The sequence below is a fragment of the Pseudomonas sp. RL_5y_Pfl2_73 genome, assembly GCF_963970515.1.
Classification (GTDB): domain Bacteria; phylum Pseudomonadota; class Gammaproteobacteria; order Pseudomonadales; family Pseudomonadaceae; genus Aquipseudomonas.
Window position 1 is genome coordinate 151,656 of record NZ_CAXAPD010000012.1, and the last position, 25,834, is coordinate 177,489.

At 60.6% G+C, this 25,834-nt stretch carries 16 protein-coding genes; 8 read left to right on the top strand and 8 right to left on the bottom strand.

Features of this window, described 5'->3' with window-relative positions; all coding sequences use genetic code 11:
• The first annotated feature begins 5 nt into the window (after positions 1-5).
• The 4 genes from AACY42_RS14255 (at position 6) to AACY42_RS14270 (ending at position 7,296) form a co-directional block, all read left to right on the top strand.
• The gene (locus tag AACY42_RS14255) at positions 6-1,427 is read left to right on the top strand and encodes a Y-family DNA polymerase (protein WP_339480158.1); all 1,422 of its coding nucleotides are present in this window, start codon (positions 6-8) and stop codon (positions 1,425-1,427) included.
• Positions 1,403-4,501: an error-prone DNA polymerase gene (locus AACY42_RS14260; protein WP_445261547.1), complete on the top strand. Its 3,099-nt coding sequence runs from the start codon at positions 1,403-1,405 to the stop codon at positions 4,499-4,501. The genes AACY42_RS14255 and AACY42_RS14260 overlap by 25 nt, the downstream gene beginning before the upstream one ends.
• Positions 4,502-4,805: 304 nt before the next feature.
• The gene (locus AACY42_RS14265; protein ID WP_339480161.1) at positions 4,806-6,917 is read left to right on the top strand and encodes a hybrid sensor histidine kinase/response regulator; all 2,112 of its coding nucleotides are present in this window, start codon (positions 4,806-4,808) and stop codon (positions 6,915-6,917) included.
• Between the two features lie 97 nt (positions 6,918-7,014).
• Positions 7,015-7,296, top strand: a complete 282-nt coding sequence (locus tag AACY42_RS14270; RefSeq protein ID WP_339480163.1) for a hypothetical protein — start codon at positions 7,015-7,017, stop codon at positions 7,294-7,296.
• 594 nt (positions 7,297-7,890) lie between these two features.
• Here the strand turns inward: AACY42_RS14270 and AACY42_RS14275 are convergent.
• The gene (locus tag AACY42_RS14275) at positions 7,891-8,412 is read right to left on the bottom strand and encodes a DUF4142 domain-containing protein (protein ID WP_339480164.1); all 522 of its coding nucleotides are present in this window, start codon (positions 8,410-8,412) and stop codon (positions 7,891-7,893) included.
• Positions 8,413-8,629: 217 nt separating this feature from the next.
• Here AACY42_RS14275 and AACY42_RS14280 point away from each other — a divergent pair, with 217 nt between their 5' ends.
• Entirely contained in the window at positions 8,630-8,866 is a 237-nt protein-coding gene (locus AACY42_RS14280; RefSeq protein ID WP_339480165.1) for a YdcH family protein, read from the top strand.
• Between the two features lie 230 nt (positions 8,867-9,096).
• Here AACY42_RS14280 and AACY42_RS14285 read toward each other — a convergent pair whose 3' ends face one another.
• The 4 genes from AACY42_RS14285 to AACY42_RS14300 form a co-directional block, all read right to left on the bottom strand.
• Entirely contained in the window at positions 9,097-9,960 is an 864-nt protein-coding gene (locus tag AACY42_RS14285) for a LysR family transcriptional regulator (protein WP_339480166.1), read from the bottom strand.
• Between the two features lie 63 nt (positions 9,961-10,023).
• A complete protein-coding gene (locus AACY42_RS14290) occupies positions 10,024-11,742 on the bottom strand; it encodes an enoyl-CoA hydratase-related protein (RefSeq protein WP_339480169.1) in 1,719 nt (572 codons plus the stop codon).
• A gap of 217 nt (positions 11,743-11,959) precedes the next feature.
• Positions 11,960-12,274 carry an SCP2 sterol-binding domain-containing protein gene (locus AACY42_RS14295; RefSeq protein WP_339480170.1) on the bottom strand — a complete coding sequence of 105 codons (315 nt, stop codon included), beginning with the start codon at positions 12,272-12,274 and terminating at the stop codon, positions 11,960-11,962.
• Positions 12,275-12,325: 51 nt separating this feature from the next.
• Positions 12,326-13,036, bottom strand: coding sequence for a histidine phosphatase family protein (locus tag AACY42_RS14300; RefSeq protein ID WP_339480172.1), 711 nt, complete (start codon positions 13,034-13,036; stop codon positions 12,326-12,328).
• Between the two features lie 226 nt (positions 13,037-13,262).
• On the opposite strand from AACY42_RS14300, the gene sohB reads away from it, so the two are divergent.
• Positions 13,263-14,294 (top strand): protease SohB, encoded by a 1,032-nt coding sequence (sohB, locus tag AACY42_RS14305; RefSeq protein WP_339480174.1) that lies wholly within the window; start codon positions 13,263-13,265, stop codon positions 14,292-14,294.
• 208 nt (positions 14,295-14,502) lie between these two features.
• Here sohB and AACY42_RS14310 read toward each other — a convergent pair whose 3' ends face one another.
• Positions 14,503-14,997, bottom strand: coding sequence for a DUF934 domain-containing protein (locus AACY42_RS14310; RefSeq protein ID WP_339480175.1), 495 nt, complete (start codon positions 14,995-14,997; stop codon positions 14,503-14,505).
• A complete protein-coding gene (locus tag AACY42_RS14315; protein ID WP_339480177.1) occupies positions 14,981-16,639 on the bottom strand; it encodes a nitrite/sulfite reductase in 1,659 nt (552 codons plus the stop codon). The genes AACY42_RS14310 and AACY42_RS14315 overlap by 17 nt, the downstream gene beginning before the upstream one ends.
• Positions 16,640-17,142: 503 nt before the next feature.
• Between AACY42_RS14315 and AACY42_RS14320 the strand changes: the two genes are divergently transcribed.
• The gene (locus AACY42_RS14320; protein WP_339480179.1) at positions 17,143-18,279 is read left to right on the top strand and encodes an ABC transporter substrate-binding protein; all 1,137 of its coding nucleotides are present in this window, start codon (positions 17,143-17,145) and stop codon (positions 18,277-18,279) included.
• A 75-nt stretch (positions 18,280-18,354) separates the two neighbouring features.
• Here the strand turns inward: AACY42_RS14320 and AACY42_RS14325 are convergent, their stop codons facing one another.
• Positions 18,355-18,573, bottom strand: a complete 219-nt coding sequence (locus AACY42_RS14325) for a DUF2970 domain-containing protein (RefSeq protein ID WP_018604755.1) — start codon at positions 18,571-18,573, stop codon at positions 18,355-18,357.
• 154 nt (positions 18,574-18,727) lie between these two features.
• Between AACY42_RS14325 and AACY42_RS14330 the strand changes: the two genes are divergently transcribed.
• Complete coding sequence (locus AACY42_RS14330) at positions 18,728-25,615, top strand: NEL-type E3 ubiquitin ligase domain-containing protein (RefSeq protein WP_339480180.1); 6,888 nt, start codon at positions 18,728-18,730, stop codon at positions 25,613-25,615.
• The last annotated feature ends 219 nt before the right edge of the window (positions 25,616-25,834 follow it).

Genomic DNA, 25,834 nt, shown 5'->3' on the forward strand with positions numbered 1-25,834 from the left:
TTGCGATGCGCTGGGTCTGTATTCTTTTCCCGCAATTGGCGCTGGACGCCGCGCTGCGTCAGCGCCCCGATCCCGACCAGCCCCTGGCATTGCTGACCGGTCCGGCCCAGCGTCGGGTGCTGCAAGCGGTGAATGCGCCGGCTCGGGCCCTGGGCTTGCGTCCCGGCCAGACCATGACCGCCGCCCAGGCCTTGAGCAAAGGCTTTGCCACCACCGAATACGACGCGGCGCAAATCGAACACTGGCAACAGTTCCTGGCGGCCTGGGCCTACCGTTTCAGCTCCCAGGTCAGCGTGCATTACCCGCGTACGCTACTGTTTGAGATCGAGTCGAGCCTGGGTCTGTTCGGCCCCTGGCCGGTGTTCGAGGCGCGCTTGCGGGCCGAGCTGACCGAGCTGGGTTTTCGTCATCGCATCGTCGCCGCTCCCAATCCGGTGGCGGCGCGGGTGTTGGCCAATGCCTATGACGCCCTGGTGGTGCCCGACGCCGAGACCTTGCAACAATGCCTGGGAGACATGCCTGTGGAGCGGATCGGCCTGGACCCCGACGTCGCCACGGCGCTATCGCGCATGGGCCTGCGTCGCTTGAGCCAGGTCCAGGCCATGCCCCGGCAGGCCCTGGCACGGCGCTTCGAGGCCCAGGTGCTCAAGCACCTCGACGCGCTGACGGGCAGTCGCACCCTGGCGCTGTCGTTCTACCTGCCACCGGACCGTTTCGATGTGCGCATCGAACTCAACTATGACGTGCAATCCCATCAGGCGCTGCTGTTCCCGTTACGCCGGCTGACCGGTGACTTGTCGGCCTTCCTGTGCGGACGCGACAGCGGCGTGCAGCGCTTCGACCTGCACCTTGAACACGCCGGTTTGCCGGACACGCAGATCAAGGTCGGCCTGCTCAGCGCCGAACGGGATCCTGCGAGGCTTTTCGAGCTGGCCCGCGGTCGCTTGGAACAGGTGCAGGTCGCGGCCCCAGTGCGGGGGTTTCGCCTGTGTGCCGAGGACCTGCCGAGTTTTGTGCCCCAGCGCCTGGAGCTGTTCGACGAGCGCCCGCAACAGTCCTTGCCCTGGGAGCAACTGCGAGAACGGCTGCGGGCGCGGCTGGGGGATGACGCGGTGCAGGGCCTGGGGTTTCGCGATGACCATCGACCTGAATGCGCCTGGCAAATGACGCCCCAACCCCGGCCCCAGGCCTGTCCAGTGCGTGATGGCGTGCAACGTCCCGGCTGGCTGTTAAATGAGGCCCAGGTGTTGCAGGACAGCCAGGCGCGAGTCCTCATGGGCCCGGAACGCATCGAGACTGGCTGGTGGGACGGCGCCGACGTACGCCGCGACTACTACCTGATCGAAACCCGCGGCGGACAACGAGGCTGGGCCTATCGAACGGTGGGCGAGGGCGGTCCGCTGTGGCTGCAGGGCTGGTTCGCATGAGCGTTGAGTATGCCGAGCTGCATTGCTTGTCGAACTTCAGCTTCCAGCGTGGCGCCTCCAGTGTCCTGGAACTGTGCCGTCGCGCCAGACAGCAGGGCTATCAGGCCCTGGCGATCACCGACGAATGCACCCTGGCCGGGATCGTCCGGGCCTGGCAGGCGGCCAGGGAGCAGGCGCTGCAACTGATCGTCGGCAGCGAAATCCAGGTCGAGAACGGTCCGAAACTGGTGCTGCTGGTGGAAAACCTGGAAGGCTATCAAGCCTTGTGCAGGCTGATCACTCGCGCCCGGCGTCGCAGCGAGAAGGGCCACTACCGCATCGTGCGAGAGGACTTCGACCAGCCCTTGCCGGGGCTGTTGGCGTTGTGGGTCGCCGAGGGCAAAGACGCCGAGGAACATGGCCGTTGGCTCCAGCCAATCTTTGCCGGGCGCCTGTGGTTGACGGTCCAGTTGCATTGCGCACAGGACGACCGCCGCCAGTTGAAAGACGCGTTGGCGCTGGCCGAGCGCTTGAATCTTCCAGCCGTGGCCAGTGGCGATGTGCACATGCACGTGCGTGGCCGTCGTGCCCTACAGGACACCATGACTGCCATTCGCCACCACCTCACCGTGGCCGAGGCCGGCCAGCGTCTGTACCCCAACGGCGAGCGCCACTTGCGCAGTTGCAAGGCGCTGGCCGATCTCTACCCGCGCCCCTTGCTCGATGAAACCCTGAACATCGCCCGGCGGTGTACCTTCGATTTGGGTCAACTGCGCTATCAATACCCTCGCGAGCTGGTGCCCGAGGGGCATGATCCGGCGTCCTGGCTGCGGGAACTGACCGAGCGCGGCATGCGCGAACGCTGGAAAAAGGGTGTGCAAGACAAGGTGCGGGTGCAGATCGACAAGGAGCTGAGCCTGATCGCCGAGCTGGGGTATGACAGCTATTTTCTCACCGTACAGGACATCGTCAGCTTCGCCCGCAGCCGCCATATTCTTTGCCAGGGGCGTGGTTCGGCGGCCAACTCGGCGGTGTGCTACGCCTTGGGTATCACCGAAATCGATCCCAGCCTCACCAGCCTGTTGTTCGAACGCTTCCTGTCCCGGGAGCGCAACGAGCCGCCGGACATCGACGTCGACTTTGAACATGAGCGTCGCGAGGAAGTGCTGCAGTACGTGTTCCAGCGCTATGGCCGTCATCGTGCGGCATTGACGGCGGTGGTCAGCAGTTACCACGGCGCCGGGGCGGTGCGCGATGTGGGCAAGGCCCTGGGCCTGCCGCCGGATCAGGTCAACGCCCTGGCCGATTGCTGTGGCCGCTGGAGCGACGAGGCGCCGCCAGTGGAGCGCTTGCGTGAAGGTGGCTTCGACCCGGACAGCCCGGTGTTGCGCCGGGTCCTGAGCCTGACCCAGCAATTGATCGGTTTTCCCCGGCATTTGTCCCAGCACCCTGGTGGCTTCGTGATTTCCGAGCAACCCCTGGACACCCTGGTGCCGGTGGAAAACGCCGCCATGGCCGAGCGCACCATCATCCAGTGGGACAAGGACGACCTGGACGCGGTCGGGTTACTCAAGGTGGACATCCTGGCCTTGGGTATGCTCAGTGCGATTCGTCGCTGTTTCGACCTGATCGAACACTACCGAGGCCAGCGCTACGCCCTGGCGTCGCTGCCCCAGAATGATCGGGCGACCTACGAAATGATCAGTCGCGCCGACACCATCGGTGTATTCCAGATCGAGTCCCGGGCGCAGATGTCGATGTTGCCTCGGCTGAGACCCAAGACGTTCTACGATTTGGTCATCGAAGTGGCGATCGTGCGGCCCGGGCCGATCCAGGGTGGGATGGTGCATCCGTACCTGCGGCGCAGAAACAAAGAAGAGGCGGTGACTTATCCCTCTGAAGCGTTGAAGGAAGTGCTCAACCGCACCCTGGGTGTTCCCTTGTTCCAAGAGCAGGTCATGCAGATCGCCATCGTCGCGGCCGATTACACCCCGGGTGAAGCAGACCAATTGCGTCGCTCCATGGCTGCCTGGAAACGTCACGGTGGGTTGGAACCCCATCGGGAACGCCTGGCGCAGGGGATGAAGAAAAACGGCTACACCGCTGAATTTGCCGCGCAAATCTTCGAACAGATCAAAGGTTTCGGCAATTACGGCTTTCCCGAATCCCATGCCGCCAGTTTCGCCTTGCTGACCTACGCCAGCAGTTGGCTCAAATGCCACGAGCCGGCGGCGTTCGCCTGTGCCCTGATCAACAGTTGGCCCATGGGGTTCTACAGCCCTGACCAGATCCTCCAGGATGCCCGCCGGCATCAACTGTCGATCCGCCCGGTGGACGTGCGCGCCAGCGATTGGGATTGCAGCCTCGAGCCCATGGACGGCCGGCAACCGGCGATCCGCATGGGGCTGTGCATGGTCAAGGGCTTTCGCGAAGAGGATGCCCGCCGTATCGAAGTGGCCCGCCGGCATCGCCCCTTTAGCGACGTGGCCGATTTGGGCGAGCGCGCGCAGCTCGATGCCCGGGCCCAGGCGCAACTGGCCGACTCAGGGGCCTTGCAGGGCTTGGCCGGTGATCGCCATCGTGCCCGCTGGGAGGTGGCCGGGGTGCAGAAGCAACTGGGGCTGTTCGCCGGTTTGCCCAGTCAGGAGGAACCACCCGTGGCCCTGCCAGAACCCACGCTGGGGGAAAACCTGTTCGCCGACTACACCACGCTCGGCACGACGCTAGGCCCTCATCCGCTGGCCCTGCTGCGTCCCGAACTGCGCGCCCGGCGTTGCCGCAGCTCACGGGAGCTGCAAGAGGTGGAGCATGGCCGCAACGTCAGCGTCGCCGGGCTGGTCACCGGTCGCCAACGCCCGGGCACGGCCAGCGGTGTGACCTTCGTCACCCTGGAAGATGAATTCGGCAACCTCAACGTGGTGGTCTGGCGCGACTTGGCCGAGCGCCAGCGCAAGACCTTGGTGGGCTCGCAATTGCTCAGGGTCGACGGGCGCTGGGAAAGCGTCGGCGAGGTCCGCCACCTGATCGCCGGGCGCCTGAGCGACCTGACCGAATTGCTGGCGGGCATCCAAGTGCATAGCCGTGATTTCCGTTGAATCCCCCTCGCGATGAGGGCGCTTGCTCCCGCCGGCTGCGCCCGTAGGAGCTGTCGAGTGCAACGAGGCTGCGATCTTTCCCCAGACACTTGAATCTCAAGCGAAAGATCAAAAGATCAAAAGATCAAAAGATCGCAGGCTTCGCCAGCTCCTACAGAGCCAAGCAGGGGCAATCTTTGAGCACAGGGATCGTGCGCAAACCGATCACCATGAAACCAAACGCCAACCCAGCGCTCGAAGCTCTGATCGCAAGGGATTTGTGTATGCCGACTCCCGGCAGGCATTTTGAGGTTCAGAATCGACCATGCAGTTTCTATCCCAAAATCACGGGTGCCCTGGATGGGGCGGTGAAATGGCCGGGCGTATCCGGGCGTTCGATTGGAGCCTGACCGAGTTGGGCGCCATCGAGCACTGGTCCGCCAGCCTGCGCAGCGCCGTCCAGTTGTTGCTGGCTTCGCCTCTGCCGATGGTGATGTTGTGGGGCCGCCAGGGCTTCATGATCTACAACGATGCCTATGCCGAGTTCGCCGGTGGCCGCCATCCTTACCTGCTGGGGTGCGCGGTGGAGTTGGGTTGGCCGGAGGTCGCTGAATTCAATCGCCACGTGCTGGACGTCTGCCTGGCCGGCGGCACCTTGTCCTACCGCAGCAAAGAGCTGGTCCTGCTGCGCGATGGCAAGCCTGAAGATGTGTGGATGGACCTCTATTACAGCCCGGTGCCCGATGACGACCAGTCCCCGGCGGGCGTGCTGGCGACTGTGGTGGAGACCACCGAGCTCGTGTTGACCGAGCGCGCCCGGCAAGAGGCCGAACGCAGTTACCGAGCCGTCAACGAACGCATCCAGTTGGCCCTCTCGGCCGGACCATTGCTGGGGTCGTTCGTCTGGGACATCCAGGCCGACACGCTGTCGAGTGATGAGCGTTTCGCCCGTACCTTCAACTACCCACCCGATTGTTCGCTGGACGCACTGCCCATCGAAATTGCCCGCCAGCGCATCCATGCGGATGACCTCGAAGAGGTCAACCAGCGGATCGAACTGACCTTGCGCACGGGCATCCCCTACAGCGCTGAATATCGGGTACGTCGCGTGGGCGGCGATTACCTGTGGGTGCTGGCCAGTGGTCGCTGTGAGTTCGATGCCACGGGTAAGCCCCTGCGTTTTCCAGGTGTGCTGATTGACATCAATGAACGCAAGACAGCCGAAGCTTCGCTGCTCAAATTCACCCGCGACCTGGAGCAGCGGGTCGCCGACGAGGTGCAGGCGCGGTTGACAGCAGAAGAGCAGTTGCGTCAGTCGCAAAAGCTTGAGGCCATTGGCGGCCTCACTGGTGGCGTGGCCCATGACTTCAATAACTTGCTGCAAGTGATTGCCGGCAACCTGCACTTGCTGGCCCGCCACGAGCGGGACAACGTCAACGTGCAACGGCGGGTCAGTGCCTCCATCGAAGCCGTGGAGCGGGGCGCCAAATTGTCATCGCAACTGCTGGCTTTTGCCCGGCGCCAGCCATTGTCCCCGGCGGTCTACAACCCGCGACGCATCTACGATGGCATGGGAGAATTGCTGCAGCGGGCCTTGGGCGAAACCATCCAGATTGAAGTGAACCTGCCCCAGCAGCCCTGGTGCATCCACGTTGATCGCAATCAATTGGAAAACGCCCTGTTGAACTTGGCGATCAATGCGCGCGATGCCATGGTCGGCGAGGGCACCATCCGCCTGATCGGCGAGAACATCGTGCTCGATGAAGCGTTCTGTGCCGGCAAGGGGATCTCAGCCGGCGACTATGTCCGGCTGTCGGTGATCGACTGCGGTGCCGGCATGCCGCCCGACATCCTGAAGCAGGTGTTCGAACCGTTTTTCACCACCAAGACCGATGGCCAGGGCACCGGGCTTGGATTGAGCATGGTGTTCGGGTTCGTCAAGCAGAGTGGCGGCCATATCGAGATCTCCAGCGACCTGGGCGAGGGCACGCGGGTACGGATGTATTTCCCTCGAAGCCTTGCGCCCGAAGCGGGCGAAACCGAGCAACACGACGTGCTTCAGTCCGGCAGGCAAGAGACGATCCTGGTGGTGGAGGACAACGATGAGGTGCGCAACGCGTCGGTGGAACTGCTGGAGCAGTCCGGCTATCGGACCCTCACGGCCGCCAACGGCGATGAGGCGATGGAGCTGCTGCTGGAAGGCATCTCGGTCGACCTGATCTTCACCGACGTGGTCATGCCCGGCCTGATCAAGAGTTCCGACCTGGCCGCCTGGGCCAAGGTGCAAAACCCGCCGGTTCCTGTGCTGTTCACCTCGGGGCACACCCGGGACATCATCTCTCGCAACCATCAGTTGAGCCCCGATACCCATTTGTTGAGCAAACCCTACAGCCCGGACGCGCTGACTCGGATGGTGAGGAGTGTGCTCGACGGCTGATCGCGCTACCCCAAACAAAATGGAACTCAAACCGTTGTGTCACCTTCGAATACTCAAGGCCGGTCATTCCTCCGTCCCAGCCATGAACGAGGTGCCTATGAGCGACGATCCCGCAAACACCCAGCAACAAGGCCAGGCGCAGACGCCGTCCCCCCGAAACGATCCGGCCATAGACCCCCAAGCCCCGGAAAAACCTTCAAGCGCCGAGCCTGTCAGCCCTGCCGGAACGGACCAGGCCCAGAGCGCCGCCACTGAGGTCGATCAGAAGCAGCATCATCAGGACAATGACAACGCCTTCAGCCCCGGCTTCAAGCCTGATCCGGATCGGCCGAAATCCGATGAGAGTACTGACGCGGATATCGACACTGATGGTGGCTAGCCTATAAAAAGCAGATGGCGAATAGGGTGACTATTGAGTTGATGAGTGTGCTGACAGGTCCATCCGATCCCCCATTCCCGGCGCGCCTTCGTGCAAAGCTGATTGGATCTTTTCGTACAACGCATTGGCTTCGGCAGTAGTGATTGACCGTGAGCAATCTGATCGCCGCTCGGCGACTTTTCGTGCAAGCCCTAGAGCAGCACGCTGCAGCGTAGCCGGGATCTGGCTGGTGGTTTGTGTACGCAGTAGTGAGTGTTCATCTATCCATTGCGTGCGTTCGCTGCCTAAGGTGATTGCTGTCGGGTCATAACCTCGTCATCCGTAGTTCTCTTCGGCGGATACGATTCGGGATCCGGTTTGTATTTGGGTCTGTGGCCAACTGGCGCTGATCAGGCGGTGACCATATTGATTGTCTTAGCCTCGCTGTCAGTGTTGCTTCATTGCTCAATGACGTTGAAAAAAGCTACGAGTTTCATAATGAGTCGCTGTTTGGACGTGAGAAAAACCCAGCAGGTATAAGCTGCCGGGTTTCTCGGTCAGGTAGGCTGTCTCATTAAACCCGCCTCAAGCGTCGGGCTTTTTGCGTACCTCGCTCTACTTGCTTGGATGCGCAGCCTGAAGTTTCTTGGCGGCTTCCAGGTGATTTTGCAGGTCTGGCAGCATCTTCTGGGCGAACGCCTTGAGTTCGGTATCGCCAGCGTGCTTGTTGTCGGTAACGGTCTCGGCTTCTTTCTTGAACAGGGCGATGGTTTCTTCGTGGGCCTTGACCTGGTTGTTGGCATAGGCCGCATCAAAGGATTCATCGCGCACGTCGAGAATCTTCGCCTTGGCTTTTTTCATCAGCGTGGTGTCGTCGGGTACTTCGATGTCATGTTTTTGCGCCAGGGCTTTCAGCTCTTCGTTGGCCTTGGTGTGGTCAGTGATCATCTTGTTGGCGAACTCCTTGATGTCCGCCGATTGGCTTTTTTCCAAGGCCAGTTTGCTGGTCTCGATTTCTGCAATCCCACCGGTCGCCGCGTTGTCGACAAAGTCGTTGGAAGTCGCCGCCCATGCCATGCCCATGCTGGTACTCAGGGTAACTGCCAGGCCGAGTTGACGCAGGGTGAATCTGTCCATAGGTAAGTCTCCACACAAGTTGAACGAGCGATTCTTGTCGTCTCTGTTCAATGGAGGGCGACGCACCGGCAAAGGTTTGATCGCCAAGCGATCCAGTGCGATGAACGGTCACCGCTGGTCGGATTGGCGGTCGACAGAACCCTGTCGAGGAGGCCATCCTGATAATCGACGGGCGCCGCAAGAGCGTCTGCCACCGACCCATCGAAGGAGGTGTTCCATGCCGGTGTCCCACGATTTGTGCCAGGATCTCAAATGCACAAAAGATCACATCCAGCAAAAACGCAGCGAGAACCCAAGGCTCGACTCGTTACTTCAAAAATACTCCCAACTTGATGCCGAGGTGGTCGAAGCCGAGAGACCGTCCTCCGGCGCGCTGTCCGACGATGCTTTGGAGATGCTCAAGAAGAAGCGATTGCTGGTCAAGGACGAGATCGTGGCTCAGATGCAGGGGTAGCCTCAGGACCGAACCTGTGAAGGCCCTTCGTGTTGCGAAGGGCTTTTGTGGCGCCGCGGGGGCTTCGCCTGTAGGAGCTGTCGAGTGCAACGAGGCTGCGATCTTTCCATTGACGATTGAGTCTCAAGAGAAAGATCAAAAGATCGCAGGCTTCGCCAGCTCCTACCAGGCGGGAGCAATCTCTGGCCACGACACGCACCTCACGCCAGGCTGGCCGGCATCACAATCCGTCAGGTCAATGGATCCCAGCGCTGTGACCAGTCGCTGCCGGTCTTGACGATTTCTCGCAACACCTCGAACGCTTGCTGCAACGCCGCTGAATCCCGATCGCGGGAGTAGACCAGGTAGGTGGGGTAGTTGAATTCCGGTGCCTTGGGCACCCGTTCCAGAATGCCGCTGTCCAGGTAGCTCTGCACGACCCGGGTGCGGAAGTAGCCGCTGCCGCCGTTTTCCAGGATGTACTGCAGGGCCAGTGGACCGAGGTTGAAGGTCACGGCGGCCTTGGCCTTGTCCGGTAGCGCGGTGTCGTGTTGGCGCCGGAAGTCAGCACTCCAGTCGATGTACACGTAGGGCTCGGGACGGGCGGCCAGGCGTATCAGGATGAGTTTTTCTTCCAGCAATTGTTCGACCTGCAGGCGCGGCCAGTATTCGGGCTGATACACCAGCGCCGCGTCCAGCAGACCCAGCTCCAGCTGTTGCAGCAGTTTCTCGCCGTCGCGGATGTCCATGCGCAGGGCATGGCCGGGAATTCTCTGGCGCAGTTCACCGGCCCAGGCGAGCATCAAGGGATTGCACAGGCTGACCTCACCCCCCAGGTGCAAGACGTTGCGATAGCCCTCGGGCAGTGGCAGGTCCCGGCGGGCCGCTTCCCAGGTCTGCACGAGCTGGTTGGCGTAGACCACAAACGCCTCGCCGTCGCTGGTCAAGCGCGCGCCGGCACGGTTGCGTACGAACAGCGCGCAGCCGAGCTGGCTTTCGAGTTTTTGGACCCGGGCGGTGATCGCCGTCTGGGTCACGTGCAGCTTTTCGGCCGCTGCAGCGAGGCTGCCGTGGCGGACGATTTCCAGGAAGGTGCGGGCGAGCTCGATGTCCATGTTCAGGCCGATACGGGGTAAGCGGGCATTGTAAGAGCTGCCGCGCCTCGCCGATACCGGGCACTATTGGATGACTTGGGCCGGTGCTGTTCGCGCCCAAGGGGCGACCAGGCATTCTGGCGTGCGGCAGGCCCTGTGCTTGAAGACGAAACCACGGCACTTGTCGGCGAAACCGTGGCGATTGTCCACCATGTCATGTCGCATCTGCGCGAGTTCAGCATCGCGGCACGCCTGGATCGCCGATAGGCTCCGTTCGGCCTTGCGGACCCGAATGCTTTCATAGTTCGAGTCGAGCAGCGCACTGTTGGCTCGTTGCAGTAGCCACAGGCCGAACTCGTCGGGGCAGCGAGGTCCGATCTCCTGGACCATGCCGTAGCGCAACGCCTGGAGGGCGCTGATCGGCAGGCAGTCTTGGGTGAGTTTCCAGGCCATGTCCGGACCGACCGCGCGGGGCAGGCTGTAGGTCCAGTATTCAGAGCCATACAGGCCCATGGTCGCGTAGTGCGGGTTGAGCACGATGTCACGGCGCGCCAGCACGATATCGGCTGCCAAAGCCAACATCACACCGCCGGCCCCGGCGTTGCCCGTCAGGCCGCTGACCACCAGTTGCCGTGCGTTGAACAACTCAAGGCAAACGTCATTGATGGCTTGTATGTTGGCCCAGGCCTCCAGGCCGGGTTCGGCGGCAGCCTGGATAACGTTCAAGTGCACGCCGTTGGAAAAGCTGCCGCGCCCGCCGCGGATCAACAGCACCTGGGTGTCCCGGGACTTGGCCCAGCGCAGTGCCGCCACCAGGCGCTGGCATTGCTCAGTGCTCATCGCCCCGTTATAGAACTCGAACGTCAGCTCTCCCACATGGCCGCATTCCCGGTAGCGAATGGGTTGATAGGGCTCATGGCTGAACGGCTGGTGGGCCAGGGAACCGTCGAGCACCGGGACGCCATCGAGCCGGTTCGACAGGACATGGCGCGCCGGACACTTAAATGTCTGTTCGCCGGGCTGCGGCTTACGGCGCAAGACGCCGATCCACAGGCTTGCATCTCCTGTTGCCACCAACACCGCATCGTCACGCACGGCCAGCAGTTCGCCGGGCAGGCCGTGGCGAACGTCCGGATGGGCGTCGAACAGGTAAAACTGTTCGCCGGCCAGGATCGCGAGCACGCCGGGTTGACCGTCGGCGGCGTCGATGCAGCGCTGGATGAAATCGGTGCTGTCGTGCCAGTTGAAGGTGCAAGGGTCCTGGGACGGTTTCGGTTGCAGGCGTGCGACCCCGTCATGACGGCCATAGTCCAGTGGCACAGGGATGAAACCGTCGAGGTATTTTTCCACGACTTCGCGGGTGCAACGAATGGCCGCGTCGCTGATCGGGCCGCTATACAGCTCGGATTTGCGCAGGCCTTGAGGCAGGTCGAATTCGCAAGTGGCCCAGACTGGGCCAGCGTTCATTTGCTCTACCGCCTGCAACGCCGTGACCCCCCAGCGCTCGGGCTGCCGAGTGATCGCCCCGTTCAGGGTGCTGGTGCCGCGGTCGCCGACAATCCCGGGATAAATGATCACCACCGGGCGCCGCGGGTTACGCCATAACTGCTCGGGGACACGGTCCTTGAGAAATGGGCAGATCACCAGATGGGCGCCACTTTCTTCGATTTGCCGGCAGACCGAGGCCGGATCGGTGAATAGCACGACGCTAGGGCGATAGCCGGCCTCGCGCAGGTCCAGCCAGACGCGTTGGGTCAGGCCGTTGAAGGCGCTCGACAGCAAAATGATCTTCAGTGCGGGCAAGAGTCTCTCTTCCTTGAGATGAGCAGGTGCCGACTCCCAATGAGCCGTCCCTGGCTTTGATGGAGGCGCTACGTTAGCGGCTGGGGGAGGGGCGACAACTGACAGGGATCAAGGTTGTGCGTGCAACGCAGAATCAGGCGAGGGTAAAAACACGAATCCCGCCACGAGGGCGGGATTCGTTTGCAATCAAAGGCCCGCGAAGAACGCGAGCGCCGTCTCAGCTTGGGAACAGCTCGGACAGTTTCATGGCCAGCATCATGTCGCCTTCAGTGCGCAGCTTGCCGCTCATGAACGCTTGCATGCCGTCGGTGCTGCCGTCGACGATGCCTTGCAGGGTTTCGCCGTCCATCACCAGGGTCACCTGGGCGTCCGGGTTTTCACCTTCCTGCAGTTCGCAGGTGCCGTCCTTGATGACCAGCGAGAAATTTTTGGTGTCGTCAAGGCGGAAACCGAATACCAGGTCCAGGCCGGCAGCGGCGGCTGGGTTGAACTTGGCTTTCATGGCTTGTACGGCGTCGGCTACGGAGGTCATGGTTTCGATCCTTATCTAGGTAGTACAGCAAGGGTCTACAGTAATCCGGACTCAGCGAAAGGTGATGAGGTCCGGGGTTTTCAGAAGTTGCAGGTGAGCATGGCTGTTGAAGGATGCCAGGGCCACCTCGCGGCCCCTGAATTTCAGGTGGTTGAGCGAGGTGTTGACGATTTGCCAGTTTAGTTCGAAGGCCTGTCGGGCCGGTATCTGGGTGATCAGGTGGAGCAGGGCGGTGATGGTGCCGCCGGAGGTGAACACGGCGATTTTATGGGTGTTGTCGGCTTGCTCCAGGATGCGGTGCAGGCCCGCCTGGACCCGCTCGACGAAGCCCAGCCAGCTTTCCAGGCCGGGTGGGTCATACCGGCCGCTGAGCCAGCGCTCGACGATCAGTGCGAAGATGCGCTGGAATTCGGCGCGGTTCTGCCCAGCGTTGCGCAGGATATGCAGCGCCTCGGGCTCCTGGGGGAGCATGTCCGGCAGCAGGGCACGAATGACCGCGTCGGCATCGAACTCGTTGAACGCGGCGTCGATTTCCAGCTCGGGAACCGGCAACCCGGCGGCGGACATCTGGCCCAGCGCGCCGATGGCGGTATCCTGTTGGCGACGCAGGTCGCCCGAGAGGCAGCGATCGAATACGACACCGAGCTCCGCCAGGTGGCTGCCGAGCACGTGCGCCTGGCGCACGCCATTGGGCGAAAGGACATCGTAGTCGTTCGCACCAAAGGAGGCCTGGCCATGTCGAATCAGATAGATACTGCCCACGTCCGCGTCATCCCGGTACGTTGAAGGTTTGGCGAGGTTATGGGGATGGCGGTGAGCTGTCAATGAAAAAACATACGCTTGTTTGAAATGCTCGTTGCAGCCCTGTCCTGTCTCGCTCGCGTTTAGGTAACCACCGGTTTCATGGCTGGTCGCGACGCAGGCGCATGGGTATGCTGGGGCCGTTACGCGCCTGCGTCCAGTGGCGCATTGCATTTAAGGAGTTGCTGTGGAGTTTTTCATCGAGTACGCCGGTTTCCTGGCCAAGACCGTGACGCTGGTGATCGCCATCCTGGTGGTGTTGGTCAGTTTTGCTGCGTTGCGCAGCAAGGGGCGGCGCAAGTCGACCGGTCAGTTGCAGGTGAGCAAACTCAACGATTTCTACAAGGGGCTGCGTGAGCGCCTGGAACAGACGCTGCTGGATAAGGATCAGCTCAAGGCCCTGCGCAAGGCCGAGGGCAAGGCTGAAAAGGCCGGGAAGAAAAACAAGGACAAGCCGGCGGCCAAGCCCCGGGTGTTCGTGCTGGATTTCGACGGTGACATCAAGGCCTCGGCCACCGAGAACCTGCGTCATGAAATCACTGCGCTGCTAACCCTGGCGACGCCGAAAGATGAAGTGGTGCTGCGCCTGGAAAGTGGCGGCGGCATGGTCCACAGCTATGGCCTGGCCTCGTCGCAATTGGCGCGGATCCGTCAGGCCGGCGTGCCGTTGACGGTCTGCATCGATAAGGTCGCGGCCAGCGGTGGCTACATGATGGCGTGCATCGGCGAGAAGATCATCAGCGCTCCCTTCGCGATCCTGGGCTCCATTGGCGTCGTCGCGCAATTGCCCAACGTCAACCGGCTGCTGAAGAAACACGACATCGATTTCGAAGTGTTGACGGCCGGGGAATACAAACGCACGTTGACGGTGTTCGGCGAAAATACCGAGAAGGGCCGGGAGAAATTCCAGGAAGACCTGGACATCACCCATGAGCTGTTCAAGAGCTTTGTGTCCAACTACCGCCCGCAACTGGCCATCGATGACGTGGCGACCGGTGAGGTCTGGTTGGGCGTCGCAGCGCAGGGCAAGGGCTTGGTGGACGAGCTGAAAACCAGCGATGAATACCTGGCCGAACGCGCCAAGGGTGCCGAGCTGTACCACCTGCACTACGCCGAACGCAAAAGCTTGCAGGAGCGCATCGGCATGGCTGCCAGCGGTTCGGTGGATCGGGTGCTGCTCAGTTGGTGGAGCCGCCTGACCCAGCAGCGGTTCTGGTAATTGGGGAGCGGGTGCTCACCACTGGACCTTGTGGGAGCGAGCCGCTCGCGATAGCGGCGGCATATCTAACATAGATGCAAGCTGATCCACCGCCATCGCGAGCAGGCTCGCTCCCACAGTGGTTCGGGGGTGGGCTGGGCATCGATCATTCAGCAACAAAAAAGCCCTGAGCCGGTACACCGGATCAGGGCTTTTTCATGGTTTTTTTTCAGCGGCGACGGAACAGCGGCAGCGGTTCGTCAGTGGCAGCCTGGTAGGTCACCGAGAAGTCCCCGAGGCTTTCGAGGGCTTCGTAGGGGTCTTTGTCGGCACGCAAGGCAAAGGCGTCGAAGCCGCAGCGGCGCATGTAGAACAGCTGGTCGCGCAGTACGTCGCCAATTGCCCGCAATTCACCCTTGAAACCAAAGCGGTCACGCAGCAGACGGGCGTTGGAGTAGCTGCGTCCATCGGTGAAGGCCGGGAAGTTCAAGGCGATGACCTGCAACTGGTTGGCGTCCTCGCCGATGTCCTCGGCTTCCTCGTCGGCGTCCAGCCACACGCCCAAGCCGCCGTCGCGGGCCTTGAGAGCATGGGCGTGATCGCGCCACAGGGCCAGGGGCACGATCAGGTCGTCGCAGTTGGAGATGCCATCGAGGGTCGCGTCCTTGGGCAGCAGGTGCCAGGTTTCGTCGATGACCTCGTTGTTCTTAATGATTCGCTGCATAGACGCGTTCCTTGAAGAGGTCGATGCCAATACGTTGGTAAGTGTCGATGAAGCGCTCGTCTTCGGTACGTTGTTCGATGTACACGTCGATCAGCTTCTCGATCACGTCAGGCATGTCGTCCTGGGCAAACGACGGGCCGAGGATCTTGCCCAGGCTGGCGTCGCGGCTACCGCTGCCGCCCAGGGAGACTTGGTAGAACTCTTCGCCTTTCTTGTCCACGCCCAGGATGCCGATGTGGCCGACGTGGTGGTGACCACAGGCGTTCATGCAGCCGGAAATGTTCAGGTCCAGCTCGCCGATGTCGAACAGATAGTCCAGGTCGTCGAAACGACGCTGGATCGATTCGGCGATAGGGATCGACTTGGCGTTGGCCAGCGAGCAGAAATCGCCGCCCGGGCAGCAGATGATGTCGGTCAGCAGGCCGATGTTCGGGGTGGCGAAACCTTGCTCGCGCAGCTCGCCCCACAGGGTGAACAACTGGCTCTGTTCGACGTCTGCCAGGATGATGTTCTGCTCGTGGGAGGTGCGCAGTTGGGCGAAACTGTAGCGCTCGGCCAGGTCGGCCACGGCGTCCAGTTGCTTGTCGGTGATGTCGCCTGGCGCGACGCCGGTCGGCTTCAGGGACAGGGTCACCGCGATATAACCCGGCTTCTTGTGGGCCAGGGTATTGCGGGCGCGCCAACGGGCGAAGCCTGGGTGTTCTTTGTCGAGGGCTGCCAGTTCGGCGTCCTGATTGCCCAGCGCTTTGTACTGCGGGTCGACAAAGTGCTTGGCGACGCGATGCACTTCGGCTTCGGTCAGGGTGGTCTGGCCGCCACGCAGGTGAGCCATCTCGGCTTCGACCTTCTCGGCGAACACTTCAGGCGTCAGGGCCTTGACCAGGATCTTGATCCGCGCCTTGTATTTGTTGTCGCGACGACCGTAGCGGTTGTACACCCGCAGGATGGCGTCGAGGTAGCTCAGCAGGTCCTGCCACGGCAGGAACTCGTTGATGAACGCGCCGACCACCGGCGTACGTCCCAGGCCACCGCCGACGAGCACACGGAAGCCCAGTTCGCCGGCCGCGTTGTAGACCGTCTCCAGGCCGATATCGTGGACTTCGATGGCCGCACGGTCCGAGGTCGAGCCGTTGATGGCGATCTTGAACTTGCGTGGCAGGTAGGCGAATTCCGGGTGGAAAGTCGTCCACTGGCGGACGATCTCGCACCATGGGCGCGGGTCGATCAGCTCGTCGGCTGCGACACCGGCGAACTGGTCGGTGGTGACGTTGCGCAGGCAGTTGCCGCTGGTCTGGATCGCGTGCATCTGCACGGTGGCCAGTTCGGCGAGAATCTCGGGCACATCTTCCAGGGCTGGCCAGTTGTACTGGACGTTCTGCCGGGTACTGATGTGGGCGTAGCCCTTGTCGTAGTCGCGGGCAATTTTCGCCAGCTTGCGCACCTGGCGCGAGGTCAGTTGGCCATAAGGCACAGCCACGCGCAGCATCGGGGCGAAGCGCTGGATATACAAGCCATTCTGCAAGCGCAGAGGGCGGAATTCTTCTTCGCTCAGCTCGCCTGCCAGATAGCGTCGGGTCTGATCACGGAACTGCTTGACGCGGTCCTCGATGATCCGCTGATCGTACTCGTCATATATGTACATATAAGTCTCGGTCTCAGGCTTGGGCCGATCAGAAACAGCTGCATGTTGGCTCGCTGGAATCGGGTTCTGCCTCGGCAATTCTGCGCGCACGGCCGCGCACTCCTAGAGGAGCCGGTGCAAGATACCTGTTTTGAGTTATGCGCAAAAGTGATGTTTGAGTATATGTAAAGAACCAAATCGACTAATGAGATTGATTATTGCCTAACCCACATTTGTCGTGCGGGCAATCATCGTCTTAACTGTGGTCGAGTTCCTATGCAATCACCTACAAAACCGACAAGAGGCGATGCAATGAGCAATCCGACCAAAGTAAGGAAAAGCGACAGTTCTGTTGATGCCTGGGCCATTTTGTTCCTGATTATCCTGGTGGTGGGCACCGCAGTGTTCTGGGTCAGCCATCAATAGGTTCGAGCGGTTGCCGGCCACATGAAGGTCTCGCGTTCATGTGCCGGTTCGCCACCCGGGTCGTTATACTGGGTGGCGTATTACTTGGGGCGGGCGGTGTGTCGAAGTTTATCTGCAGGCTATTGGGGCTGTTATGCCTGTCATTCTGGACGCAGGCCCAAGCCGCCCATGTGGTTTCTTCTTCCGAGGCGTTGCCCGGCAGTTCGACTGCTCCTTCGGTCGTGTTCCTGAACCCGGGCCACTCCACCGAACCCTTCTGGGTCAGCTACACCGAATTCATGCAAGCGGCGGCAAGCAAGCTGGGCTTGCGGCTGCGCGTGGAGTATGCCGGGCGCGATCCCCAACTGATGATTCGCCTGGCGCGCAAGGCCGTCACGGCGAAGAACCGTCCGGACTACCTGGTGTTGGTCAACGATCAATATGTCGCCCCGCGGATCCTGCAATTGGCGCAGAGCAGTGGGGTCAGGTTGTTCCTGGTGAATAACACGTTGACCAGCGATCAGACTCGCCTGCTGACAGAGAACGGTGCCGCACCTCCCGAGTTGCTCGGCAGCCTGGTGCCCAATGATGAGCGCAGCGGTTACCTGATGCTCAAGGAACTGTTGCGCCAATACGGACCGCTGGCACCTGGGCAGACCCTCGACTTGCTGGCTTTTTCCGGGAAGAAACTCACCCCTTCGGCGCAACTGCGCGAGAAGGGCCTGCTCCGGGCGCTGGCCGAGCACCCGCAAGTGCATCTGCGCCAGTTGGTCTATGGCGAGTGGAATCGCGAACGGGCTCATGAGCAGGCGAGCCAGTTGGTCAAGCGCTATCCGCAGACCGAGCTGGTCTGGTCGGCCAACGATGAAATGGCCCTGGGTGCCATGCAGGCGTTCGAGGCGGCGGGTCGCCAACCGGGCAAGGATGTGTTGTTCAGCGCCATGAACAGATCCAGGGCGGCGCTCCAGGCCCGTATCGACGGGCGCTTGAGCGTGCTGTTCACCGGGCACTTCAGCTTGGGAGGGTGGGCCATGGTGCTGCTCCATGATCACGCCCGAGGCGTCGACCTCGCGCGTCATGGCGGTTACAACCAGCAGATCGACCTGATGCAATCGCTCGATCCGGCCCGCGCCCGCGCGTGGTTGAGCATGAATCCCGCCAAGGACTATCGCCTGGACTTCAAGCGCTTCAGCCTGGTGTCTCATCCGGATGGCGAGCGCTATGCCTTTTCGCTCGATGCCCTGGGGCGGCGCTAGAGCGACTAAGATCGAGACGGGCGGTATGGCTGTTTCGTTTCGCAAGAGGCCCGGTTCCATATTTGCAGATCCGTTCTATACGCCCGCAAAGTACAACACCAGATTGACGATCCCATACAACGTCAACCCGAAAATCACCGTAAACAGGATGCCCAGCAGAATAAAGTGACTTGGCTTGCCGTGGGTGAAGTCGCGGGCGCGGTTTTTTCCGCTTTGCACGCCAAGGGCCGCCGCTCCCACGCTGTGGAGCATTTGCCAGAGGGTGGGCGCCTTATTTTCGCTTGGTTCGTCCATGATGCTCTCCATACACAAGGTCGTATGTGGAGAGCATAGCCAATCTCTGCAGGCTTAAATCCCTCATTACACAGTTTCCATCGACCTATAACTATGTACCGCCCATGCGGTTCGCTAAACGGGTCTGCTGTCGCTTCATTCAAAGGAGCGATGTATGTCACCCGATTCCACACAGTCCCCGGAAAAAATACAGCCAAAGCCACGGGCCACGGAGAGTCTGCACGCGGACTTCCTGGAAGCCGCCATGCCGGCATGGCTCATCGAGGCTTCGACGCAACGCAGGCAGGCGATGAAGCAAGTCGGAACGCAGATGCCGGCCTGGTACGCGAACGCTTCGCCAGAGCAGCGCAAGGTGGTGGATGCCTGTTTTAAGGAAAGTCTTGCGGCACAGAATCAACTGGATAAGACCCTGTCGTCGTTCCTGGACATCGACACGTTTGCCAGGCCGCTCTTGATCCAGGCCTTGAAGGATCAGTTCCAGGTAGAGGTGGATGTCGACAAAACCTTGCTACGCCTTACACGGCCATGGGAAATAACCGTGATCAAGGTGGAAATTTCTTCGTTCGAATTGTTCAAGTTGCCCTTGCTGCAGGTTGCGCTGCACAACTTCGAAAGCTGGGAGTGCGAGCACGGCGCCTACCATGAAACATCAGAATTCATGGTGGAGAAGGACGCACCCGGCACTTACGCGCCCGTAGCGTTGAATGTGTCGGTCGGTCAATTCCTCGCCCTGTGCCGCACCTTGGACATCGGTGCGAAGTACCAAGCCTACCTCAAGTCATTTTTCTACCCGGCTGACGCTGCGACCGAAGCGACGCTTCGCCAGCACTTCATTGCCAGCCAGAAAGCCGCGTTGAGGGCCGCAGCCGAGCAGGCGCTATTGACAGGGGATATCAAACCCAGGGATCACGCGATGATTCTCTCGGTCATCAAGGGTGAAAATAACCCCTGGATGGGCGAAAAGCCGGTCTGGTTCGAAGACATGTCCCTGATGAAGCAAAGATTGGTGGGCTGTGTCGCGTTCTCGATCTGTGAGCTACATCGCTACAGCGACGAAATGATTCTTTATGTTCCCCATGATCCTGAATATCCAATGAAGCGCTACGACGGCGACCAACTGGAAACACGCTTCAGGCAATTGCTTACCACCCCCGAAACCACGCCGTTGGAATACACCGGTCCTACACCCTATCAGCGCTTTTTCAGTCAGTTCGTGCCCTACGATAAACGACCTTATTTCTTCAGCCAGTTTGTCCAGGAGGCAGCCGGCTTTCCAGGCATCCAATTGCCTGCGCCATGGTTGGGCATTTTTGAACCTTTCATACCCTCTTCACTGATGATGCACCTCCCGGGAGTCCCTCCCGATCCCTTAAAGGCAAAGCGCGAACCAAATCCCTACATCGCCCCTTCGACGTTGCCGCAGAAAGGCCGATCGTTGTGGGACGATAACTTGGATCCGTGGCACTACCTCTATGAGCGACACCGTGAAAAAGTGCTGGCCGATGCGCGCAGTCATGCGGTGCCCACGAGTGACGTCGACGCCAAGGCAAGGCAAGAAAAGCTGGCCAACCTGCTACAAATAGGGCTGTCTGCGGTGAACATGTTGTCGATGTTCGTTCCGGTGTTGGGCGAGGTCATGATGGTCGTCATGGCGGGACAGCTTTTATATGAAACCCTTGAAGGTGCGGTCGAGTGGGGCGAGGGCGACAAACGGGCAGCCAAGGCTCACTTGATCGACGTCGCAGAAAACCTGGCGTTGATGGGCGCGATGGCCGGTGTGGGGGCCGGGGTCAGCAAGCTGGCCGCCATCAAGCCTGAACCCGTGATCGAGTGCCTTGAGCCTGTGAGGTTGCCTAATGGCGAAACACGCTTGTGGAAGCCGGAACTGAGCAGCTATGAAAGCGCTGTAACACTCACCGATACGAGCACTCCGAACGCGCTGGGGCAATACGAAGTCGATGGGAAAACCCATATTCGTTTAGGGGGAAAGGTGTACGAGCAGTTTTTCGACGCATCGATCCACAAATGGCGAATCAAGCATCCAACGGACGAGGCGGCGTATCAACCAATCCTCCTGCATAACGGCAACGGAGCCTGGCGGCATTCGCTGGAGCGCCCGATGACGTGGGATCGCCTGACGCTGCTCAGGCGCATGGGCCATGAGACCTCGGCGTTTTCGGATGAGATGTTGCTCAGGCTCGCCGATGTCAGCGGCGTCAGCGATAACGCGCTACGCAAAATGCACATGGACCGAACGATGCCCCCTCCCGAGCTGAGGGATGCGATACGGCTGTTCAAGGCGGATGCCGAGGCCGCGCAGGAGATTGATCAGTTGCAAGCTGCAGCAAATCCGGGAGGGTTAACCCGGCAGCAAGTTTTTGAAAGGATCTACAAGGGCACGGAACCTGTGGACGGTCGTATCAGGATTTTGCAGCGTGAGTGCCCAGGCCTTAGCGAGGCTGCCGCCCAGGAGATCATCGCCCACGGTAGTGCTGCGGATCTCGCCCGTCTTGACGCAAGGCGCCGCGCACCGTTGAACATGCTCGAAGAGGCTCGCTGGTATGCACGACAAGGACGTCAGGTTCGGGCGTATGCGCGATTGCACAACGACAATATCGTTTCGGCCGACAGCCGACGCTTGGCATTGCATGCCCTGGAAAGACTGCCGGGCTGGCCCGTTACGCTGCGCCTGGAAGTGCGCGAGGGAAGCGACACGGGTGCGCTGCTCGAAAGTATCGGCGACAAGAATGCGCCTGAAAAAAAATACCTGATCAAAAACGGACCTGGCTATCAGGCCTTCAATGAGCAGGGTGAAGAGCCTGGTGGCATGCCCCCGCGGGGCGGCAACTTCTACCGTTCGATCCTGCAGGTTCTGCCCGCTGATGCGCGTTCCGCACTGGGGCTGCCGGAGGGGAACGGCCCCGAGCTGCAACGCATGATCATCGATTACGCCTACCTGCATCGTGGGGACATGACCCAGCTCCTTGAAACCCCCGCCAAGCGCTTCAAACCACCGGTTCGCGTGAGCGCGACGCTCAAGGGGTATTACGCGAGCGGCCGGGGTAGGGGAATGCATCCTTCCATTGAGGCGCGGGTGGAGGCACTTTACCCCAGCGAGCCACAGGCCGAGGCGTTCATCAGGCAACAACGGGGCAAGACCGAACGGCAGATCTATTTGGAACTGCAAACGCGCCAGCGCGAGTGGGAGTCGCTCGACGGCACGCTTGAACAATGGCTGGGCGAGACGCTCGGCAGCCCGGCCGATGCGCATAAAAATAGGTTTGCGCAGGCGCTCAGGGACGGTTGGCGCAATCGCCCGTTAGCGCAAGAGTCCCCCGAAGGCGCGCGGCTGGTGCTTTCCTGTGAGGTGTCGCTGCCCCCAATAGCCACCCATTTTGCGCATGTACGGGAATTGTCGGTGATTGGCGGCGGCATGACAGACGCCAATGCGGATGCCTTCCTGGCACTTTTCCCTGGGGTCACGAAATTGGAGATTGGCCTCAGGGAATCCGGATTCCTCGATCTGTCCTTCGGGCACCCGCCGTTGACCACCTTGCCGCACGCGGTGAGCCAGATGCCAGGACTCACCAACTTGCGGTTTTCCACCGCTGCTGTCTCGCTGGCCGAGAGTTTTCCACAAAGGCTCTCTTCGCTGACTTCACTGGAGGTGCTGCACATCGATTACTCAGGTTTCGATCAGACCGCCATGCACAACCTTGACCTGACACCATTGAGCCGTTTGCGTACGTTGAAAATCGAGGCGCCTCAAACGTTATCGCAATGGCCTGAATACGTGCAGCGTCTTCCCCGGCTCGAACGCCTGGAGCTGTCGCGCACATCGATACGTACGCTGCCGGATGCAATATTCGAAGGGCACGAAAAGTTGTGGGCCGGGCTATCGCTGAATTGGTCAGCGCTGACTCCGCAAGCGTTCGCGCGCGCCTACCGGTACGTCAGCGAATACTCGGGAGCGTTCGGCCATTTGGTGGACGTGGATCAAATGGTGGACGGCTACTGTCGCGGGCAATTGCGCTTGCTGGTCGGGGAGGCCGAGTCTGTCGGGCGCCTGCCCGTGAAATTTGACAGTGCCTCCAATACTCCTCAGGAACGATTTGCTGCGGTAGAAGCACTCAGGGCTGAACACGATGGAATCTTTGCGCAGTTTTTTTTCGAGCCGACGGGGGCGGAAGATTTGTCATACGCCTTGCTTTCGCCAGTGTGGTGGGAGGGCGGAGGTCTGTTGTTTCGAGCGTTGCGAGACAGCTGGCGCGGCGCTGTACGCCGACGCCTGGGGTTGCCGACCGCAGGGGGCTCCTTGTTTGAGCTGCCGGTTTCCGGGTCTGCTCTTCCCGGTAAGCTGTTTGCAGCGCTCCCAGCGTTGCCGCCCGCAAGCTTCTCCCACGTAGAAACGCTGCGCTTGGGATCGTTGGATGTTTCCCCCCGGCAGGCGCGCAACTTTTTCAGGGCATTCAGCGGTACGCGAACATTGGAAATAAGCGGCAACGGCTTCACCGAGTTGCCTTTCGACGCCGAAGACTTGCCGGCCTTGACGCAACTCGATATGCGCAACAACAACCTGCTCGTCACGCCTACTGTTCAAGCGCAGTTCAATGGGTTGACGCTGCTTGAGCAACTGAATCTGGAAAACAACCCGCTCGAGATGCTTGATGTCAGTGCCTTGACCCGGCTCAAGGCACTGGGCCTCAAAGCCACCCAGTTGCGGGCTTGGCCAACCGGTGCCGAGAACCTGACGCAGCTTTCCTGGCTTGACTTGCGGGATAACCAACTGCAGTCGCTCCCACCAACAGTGCTGTCCAATGATGAAGTCCTGTTAAAGACCCATTTGGCCGGTAACCTCTTCAGCCCTGAAGGCGAGGCAGCCTTGAGTGCGGCACATCAGCGAGTCGAAGATGCAAGAGGGCTTCCCCATGGGGCATTGGCCCGATTTGCCAAGGAGTCTGTACCGGATCAATTCCCGCCGACGGAAACAAGCTGGTCGATCGCTCAACTTCTATTACCGCCGCCCGAGGCGTGGGCCGTGGTCGAGGGGGATGCGGGACGCAAACTGCGCCTGCAGCGGCTGGATCCGATCCTGACCCAGGAACAGGCAGCCCTGAAGCTCGGGCAATGGCGTGAAAACGGGATGACCGAGACGCAGATCGACGAGCAGGTCAGCCAGTGGCATCAATCGTGTGTCTCGCTGACTCGTCGGTTGAATGACTGGCTCTTTATCAGAGAAGTCCGAGTCGCAGGGGGCACCGTTTCCGTGCAAAGCCGCGCGCTGGCGGCCAAGAGCATTCGTGAGGTTTGGCAAGAGGGACTGATACGCCACGGTGGGGCAGGACAAACACTCAGCCTGCATGGTCTGCAATTGGGCGACTTGCCTGAGTTGGGTGTGCAATTTCCTGGCGTGACAACGCTGGAGCTTTCGGGTGTCTTGCTGACCGAACGGGGCTCAAATGGTTTCTTCGGTTCCTTTGCTCATTTGAATCGATTGGACCTGGGCGGCAATGAACTGACCGCCGTTCCGGATGCTGTCCTGCAAATGGAGCAGTTGGAGCATCTGGGATTCGGTGATAACTATTTGCCGCCTGCGGCGGCTTACCCGTTATTGACAAACGGTCGCCTGCGTTCGCTTAACTTGACCATTAATAGACTGGTCACGTTCGATCCTCCGGATTTTGGCCAGATCGAAGCACTGGACCTCAGCTATAACGACATAGAAAACTGGCCCAGCCAGCTATTGAACGCGCAAGAGCTGGGTGTGCTGAACTTGAGCGGCAACGAGTTTACTGATCTTCCGGCGGGGTTGCTGGATGGCAGCCATCAGAGGCTCGTGGACGGAATGGATTTGAGTGATAACGAAGACCTGTCGCTCAACACATTTTATGAACTCAGGGATTACCTTGAGTCAGGCAATCGCGAAGAGGTTCTAGGATTTTCCCGAGACGAAATCGATAGCCTGATCGCTATGTCAGAGGCGCCACAAGACGATATCTCGGACTCCAATGACGACTCCGATGGTGGCGCAGGCGCTAATGGCCGTCATGATCCGCATGCCTCTGTCGCTGCGGTCGAACCTCTTCTTGATCCGACGGGCGATGCATCGGCCGAGGCGCTGAGTCCATGGCTGGTGGGCTCAAACAGTGAACAAATCACGGTCCGGAGCCGGATCTGGGCGCAGTTGGCCGAAGAAAGCGATCACGAGCGGTTCTTCCAATTGCTTGCGCTGTTGCCTGATACGTTCGATTTCAGGTTTGACCGGGCAGAACTGACGCGACGGGTCTGGAACATCATGGACGCTGCCAGCGAAAATAGTGAGTTGCGTCAGTTGCTGTTTCAAAACGCCGAAACCCACGGTACTTGCATCGATGGCCGCATCTTGACCTTTAGCGAGTTGGAAGTGCGTGTGTTTGTCTTTCAGGCCTTGCGTGACATTCCGCTGGACCGTCCCCTGCTCAGGGGCCAGGCGTTGCTGCGCTTGTCGCGGCAGTTGTTCCGGCTGGAGAGGGTCGAAACGTTGGCTGAAGCGGCTGGCCAGGGCAGGGATCGGGCGGAAGTGCGCTTGCGTTATCGCATTGGCCTGACGAGCGGATGGGGCGACGGCATCGATTTGCCGGGGCAGCCTACGCACATGGCGTTCGGCGCACCGATCACTGGAGAACTGGCGGCGCGCACCCGCACCTCGATTCTTGAGGCAGAGCGCAGCGATGCGCTATTGGTAAGCATGGCGTCGCGTGACTACTGGACGACCTACCTGCAGGAGCGGCATCCAGAACAAATGCGCAACATCGCGGATGCTGTCGCCAATAGGCGTCATGAGCTCCTGGACGCACTGGAGGATCGCCGGGCTGATGGCGGAATCGATACGCAGCGGTACAACCTGGAACTCAATGCGTTGGGCAGAACAGTCGATGCCCTGCGCACGGAGAAGCTGGTTGAGTTGACGCGAAGCGAGTTGAACGATTTGCGAAGCACCGTTGGTGAAGCGGGGCAATCCGGTACCCGGTCACCCCAACCTGGACCGTCACGCCGCAACTGATCCGCAGTTGCGGACCTGAAGGCCGATCTGTCGATACCGGTGCCGTCGATGGGTCGGTTTGCTGATGTTAATAGGCTTGTTTGCTGCTCTAGGGAAACGCTGAAAAAGACTTCCTGATTTGGCAAAATTACCGGACACCAGTCGCCGAGCTTTTCAATGATGAAACAGATGACCTTCGCCGATGCCGAGTACGCCGGCAAGCGCAAGCAGACCCGCAAG

Coding starts and splice junctions, on each gene's coding strand:
- AACY42_RS14255 (WP_339480158.1), top strand. CDS start 6: ATGCGCTGGGTCTGTATTCTTTTCCCGCAATTGGCGCTGGACGCCGCG.
- AACY42_RS14265 (WP_339480161.1), top strand. CDS start 4,806: ATGCAGTTTCTATCCCAAAATCACGGGTGCCCTGGATGGGGCGGTGAA.
- AACY42_RS14270 (WP_339480163.1), top strand. CDS start 7,015: ATGAGCGACGATCCCGCAAACACCCAGCAACAAGGCCAGGCGCAGACG.
- AACY42_RS14275 (WP_339480164.1), bottom strand. CDS start 8,412: ATGGACAGATTCACCCTGCGTCAACTCGGCCTGGCAGTTACCCTGAGT.
- AACY42_RS14280 (WP_339480165.1), top strand. CDS start 8,630: ATGCCGGTGTCCCACGATTTGTGCCAGGATCTCAAATGCACAAAAGAT.
- AACY42_RS14285 (WP_339480166.1), bottom strand. CDS start 9,960: ATGGACATCGAGCTCGCCCGCACCTTCCTGGAAATCGTCCGCCACGGC.
- AACY42_RS14295 (WP_339480170.1), bottom strand. CDS start 12,274: ATGACCTCCGTAGCCGACGCCGTACAAGCCATGAAAGCCAAGTTCAAC.
- AACY42_RS14310 (WP_339480175.1), bottom strand. CDS start 14,997: ATGCAGCGAATCATTAAGAACAACGAGGTCATCGACGAAACCTGGCAC.
- AACY42_RS14315 (WP_339480177.1), bottom strand. CDS start 16,639: ATGTACATATATGACGAGTACGATCAGCGGATCATCGAGGACCGCGTC.
- AACY42_RS14325 (WP_018604755.1), bottom strand. CDS start 18,573: ATGGACGAACCAAGCGAAAATAAGGCGCCCACCCTCTGGCAAATGCTC.
- AACY42_RS14330 (WP_339480180.1), top strand. CDS start 18,728: ATGTCACCCGATTCCACACAGTCCCCGGAAAAAATACAGCCAAAGCCA.